This window comes from Frankia sp. CeRuru1 (assembly GCF_977966315.1).
Window position 1 is genome coordinate 1 of record NZ_CDWWEW010000412.1, and the last position, 4,290, is coordinate 4,290.

Here is a 4,290-nt window from a genome sequence, read left to right on the forward strand (position 1 = left end):
CGTAGGGAGTTAGATCATCCGTGGGTACTTCAGCTGTGACGGACAGCGGGACGCTCCTGGTCTTCTCTGAGCGGTGTCTACGCTGAACCCGCTCGCGGTGAGCCGCGCGGCGCCCGCGACCCGAAAATCATGTGCCCCGGTGCCCTCGATGGCAACTCTGGATGCACAGGTGACGAGGCGACGCCTGCTACACGGCGGCCGAGGTGACATAACGATCCCTGGCTACTCCCCAGTATAGCCGGTGTAACCCCGGGTGGGGGCTCCTTAGCAGGAGTGTTTGCCGACAGCGACTGCGGCGGGTGTCAGAATCGCGCCTGTGGCACAGACGACACGGACTCCGGCCGGCCCGGCGACACCCATCGCCATCACCACCCCCGGTCAGGTAGGTGACTTTGACAATCGGGTGCCCCCGTCCCCGGATGCCGGACCCGCGCCGACCGTGGATCAGGCGACCGTGGATCTACTGGGCCTGCTCGCCTACGGCGAGCTGACCGCCTTCGAGCGCATGGCCACCGACGCGCGGATGTCACCGACTGTTGCCGACAAGATCGCCCTGGCGAAGATGGCCGCCGCCGAGTTCGCCCATTTCCAGGCCATCAGCGACGAGCTGGACCGGCTCGGCGTCGACCGGGAGCTCGCGATGGCCCCGTTCATCGCGCCACTGACCGCCTTCCACAACTCGACCGCTCCGGCCGACTGGCTGGAGAGCCTCGTGAAGGCCTACGTGGGGGACAACATCGCGGCGGACTTCTATCGCGAGATCGCGGCGCGGCTTCCGTCACCGTCGCGCGAACTGGTTCTGAAGGTGCTCGACGACACCGGGCACGCAGCCTTCGCGGTCGAGCGGGTACGCGCGGCGATCAGCGCCAACCCGACGGTGGCCGGGCGGCTGGCGCTGTGGGCCCGTCGGCTCGTCGGTGAGGCGCTCACGCAGGCCCAGCGGGTCGGAGTCGATCGCGACGCGCTCACCGGGCTGTTGGTCGGGGTCGGCGACCTGGAGGCGCTGGCGGCGATCTTCAACCGCATCATGGCGGCGCATGGCCGGCGGATGGCGTCGCTGGGCCTGTCCGCCTGATCCGGGCCCGCCGACCGGCGCGGCGACGCCGGTCGGCTCCCCGGTGGGCCGGCCGCCGGCCCGCTGCCGGTGGTCGGCCGGGACCTAGACGGCGCCGAAGCCCACCCGTCGGGTCGTGGTCGCGGCGATCTCCACGTAGGCCAGCGACGCGATCGGCACTATCACCTGCCGGCCCTTGTCGTCGACGAGGGTCAGCACCCCGTTGTCGGCCTTGACCGCCTCATTCACCAGCGCGGCGACAGCCTCCGGGGACTGGCTGCTCTCCAGCACCAGCTCCCGACTGACCTGCCGGACGCCGATCTTGACCTCCACCCGATGACCTCCGCCTTCGTCGGACCTACCGCCGGCGGACGAGAGCCGCCGATCTTGAATCACCGCCCACACTATGGCTTCCGGGACTTCTCCACCGCGGCAGGGGCGGCGTGTTCGCTCCGGGCACACCCGCTCACCCGACAAACGCTCGCCCGGTACACCCGGTACACCCGGTACACCGGACGACGTCAGCCGGCGGGGGGCACCTCCTCGTGCGGCTCCGTGTTCGTGCGCGTGGCATCCCGGTGCTCCTGGCGGGGGTAGCCGCCGATGCCGCGCCAGGCCAGCTCCACCATCGACTCGATGGCCCGTTCCTTTTCCACGGTGGCACCGCGGACCAGCCACCAGCGCGACGCCGTCTCGGCCAGCCCGACCAGCCCGACCGCGAGCAGGTCGGCCTCGTCCTGGGGCAGCCCGGTGTCGGCGACGATCGTCGCGGCGATGGCCCGCACGCACTGGGCGAAGGCGGTCTCGATGCGCTGACGGACCGCGGGCTCGTTGCGCAGGTCCGACTCCAGCACGAGCTGGTGCGCCCCAGAGGGGTCGTTGACGAAGTCGAAGTACGCTCGGATGGACCGGGCGATGCGCGCGTGGTTGTCCGAGGTGGAGGCGAGCGCGTCCTGGACGCTCGTCACCAGCTGGGTGGCGTGCTCGTCGAGCAGCGCGAGATAGAGCTCGAGCTTGCCGGGGAAGTGCTGGTACAGCACCGGTTTGCTGACGCCGGCCCGCTCAGCGATCTCGTCCATCGCCGCCGCGTGGTAGCCCTGGGCGACGAAGACCTCGCGGGCGGCTCCCAGAAGCTGGAAGCGGCGCGCGGTGCGGGGGAGCCGGGGAGCCCTGCCCGGTCGTGTGTCGGGCGGGGCTGGCTCGGCGGTCACCGGCGCACCTCCTGGCTGATGGCGCACCTCCTGGTTGATGCGGTCAACAGTACCCGCGGGGTCCGACCGGCCGGCGTTCGTCGAAACGGAACCAGCCGGCCTGCCCGTCGCTCGCGCGGGGTGGCGCCGGGTCAGCGGTAGTCGGGTCAGCGGTAGTCGTCGTCAGCGGTAGTCGTCGTCCTCGTCGGTCTCGACCACGATGCTCTGCTCGACGACGTCGTACTCGTCGGCCTCGACGGGTGGTGCCGAAGGTAGCCAGCGCGGCGCCGGGTCGGCCGGACGTATCTCCCGGGCCTGCTCGACGGCGTCGGCGTCGGGCGCCTCGATCGGGAGATCGGATGCCGGAAGGTCGGTGGGTGCTCCCATGGGGACGTCCTCCTGCGCTCGTCGTTACGGCGACCCGCTGGGGTGGGCGCCGGAAAATGGACGATCCGAACCTGTCCAGGGTCCGGATCGCGATGTGCCCGGAACGGGTGGTCCTCACGCGCCATCGGCCGGGCCGGCCTCGTCACGGACGTGGCGGTGGTGTCCGTCACTCATCCCACTCCCGGCTCCCGCGCCGTTCCCGGCTCCGTGCCCCGCTCGCACCAGGCTTCCCGTCCTGGGTACGTTCCGCCCTCCTGCACATATATCCCCCGCCGGCCATCGGTGTTCTCCGGCGTGTCTCCAGGGTGGCTGGTGCCCTGGAGATTTTCGCCTGCTGATAGGTTCAAGCTTTTCGCCTGTCTGGCTTACTCGTGGGCCTCCGGTGGGACACCATAGGGGTACGTGACGTGAGGGGCGAACATGCGTGCGACCTGGAAGGGCGTGATCTCCTTCGGCCTGGTGTCCATCCCGGTGAGGCTCTACTCGGCGACCCAGGAACGGGATGTCGCGTTTCACCAGGTTAGACGGTCGGATGGGTCTCGTATCCGATACCGGAGAGTGGCGGAGGCCGACGGGGACGAGGTCAACTACGCCGACATTGCCAAGGGCTACGAGCTGCCGGACGGGGAGACCGTCGTACTCACCGACGAGGACTTCGCGAATCTCCCGCTGTCCACCTCCCGGGCGATCGACGTGCTGGAGTTCGTCCCGTTGGAGCAGGTCGACCCGATCTACTTCGCGAAGAGCTACTACGTCGAGCCCGACCGCACCGGCGCCAAACCCTACGTTCTCCTTCGCGACGCGCTGGCCGCCTCGGGCCGTGTCGCGCTGGTGAAGATAGCCCTGCGGCAACGCGAGCAGCTCGCGACGCTCCGGGTGCGTGGCGGCGTCTTCGTCCTGGAGACCATGGTCTGGCCGGACGAGGTGCGGCAACCGGACTTTCCGTTCCTCGAGGAGGACATCGCGGTGCGCCCGCAGGAGCTGTCGGTGGCCGCCTCGCTCATCCACACCCTGGCAGCCGACTTCGACCCCACCAGGTACACCGACAACTACCGTGAGGCCCTGCAGGCCGTGATCGACGCGAAGGTCGCCGGTCGCGAGGTTGTGGCCTCGCCGGGCGGGCTGGCCGGCGAGCCGGTCGGCGACCTCATGGCGGCGCTGCGCGCGAGCATCGCCGCCGCCCGCGCCGGACGGCCCGGCGAAGCGGCCGTGGCTGGTGGTGCGGCCGTGGCGGCTGGTGGTGCGGCCATAGCAGGTGGTGACGCGGGGCCCGCGGCGGCCGGGGTCACCGGCAGGGTGCCCGACGACAAGGGGCCCGACGACAGGGTGCCCGACGACAGGGTGCCCGACGGCCAGGCGTCCGGTGACGAGGGGTCCGACGAGGCGTCCGGTGACGAGGCGTCCGATGGGCGGCGGGGCGGCCGTACCTCTTCGGTCAAGGGTGCCTCGTCGGCCCCGGGCACGAGGTCGACCGCCCGGAAGACGCCGTCCTCGACGAAGAGCACCGCGAAGACGAACGCCACGAAGACGCCGCCCGCCAAGACCTCCGCGGCCAAGACCACCTCCTCGAGGACGGCCTCAAGGACGCCGACCTCGAAGACGCCCCCGACGCGGCGATCCGCCTGAGGACCTGAGGAGCGGTCCCCGTGCGACCTGAGG

Annotated in this window: 5 protein-coding genes; 2 read left to right on the forward strand and 3 right to left on the reverse strand. The window is 70.5% G+C overall.

Going from position 1 to position 4,290, the window contains the following annotated elements; all coding sequences use genetic code 11:
- Window positions 1-403 precede the first annotated feature (403 nt).
- On the forward strand, window positions 404-1,075 hold the full coding sequence (locus AC08OP_RS21540; protein ID WP_476596039.1) for a ferritin-like fold-containing protein: 672 nt from the start codon (window positions 404-406) through the stop codon (window positions 1,073-1,075).
- 84 nt (window positions 1,076-1,159) lie between these two features.
- Here AC08OP_RS21540 and AC08OP_RS21545 read toward each other — a convergent pair whose 3' ends face one another.
- The 3 genes from AC08OP_RS21545 to AC08OP_RS21555 form a co-directional block, all read right to left on the reverse strand.
- On the reverse strand, window positions 1,160-1,387 hold the full coding sequence (locus AC08OP_RS21545; RefSeq protein ID WP_476592727.1) for a DUF3107 domain-containing protein: 228 nt from the start codon (window positions 1,385-1,387) through the stop codon (window positions 1,160-1,162).
- 188 nt (window positions 1,388-1,575) lie between these two features.
- Window positions 1,576-2,265, reverse strand: a complete 690-nt coding sequence (locus tag AC08OP_RS21550; RefSeq protein WP_476592726.1) for a TetR/AcrR family transcriptional regulator — start codon at window positions 2,263-2,265, stop codon at window positions 1,576-1,578.
- A gap of 162 nt (window positions 2,266-2,427) precedes the next feature.
- Window positions 2,428-2,631, reverse strand: coding sequence for a hypothetical protein (locus AC08OP_RS21555; protein WP_462186503.1), 204 nt, complete (start codon window positions 2,629-2,631; stop codon window positions 2,428-2,430).
- 420 nt (window positions 2,632-3,051) lie between these two features.
- Here AC08OP_RS21555 and ku point away from each other — a divergent pair, with 420 nt between their 5' ends.
- Window positions 3,052-4,257: a non-homologous end joining protein Ku gene (gene ku / locus AC08OP_RS21560; RefSeq protein WP_476615845.1), complete on the forward strand. Its 1,206-nt coding sequence runs from the start codon at window positions 3,052-3,054 to the stop codon at window positions 4,255-4,257.
- Window positions 4,258-4,290 lie beyond the last annotated feature (33 nt).

Coding starts and splice junctions, on each gene's coding strand:
- AC08OP_RS21555 (WP_462186503.1), bottom strand. CDS start 2,631: ATGGGAGCACCCACCGACCTTCCGGCATCCGATCTCCCGATCGAGGCG.
- ku (WP_476615845.1), top strand. CDS start 3,052: ATGCGTGCGACCTGGAAGGGCGTGATCTCCTTCGGCCTGGTGTCCATC.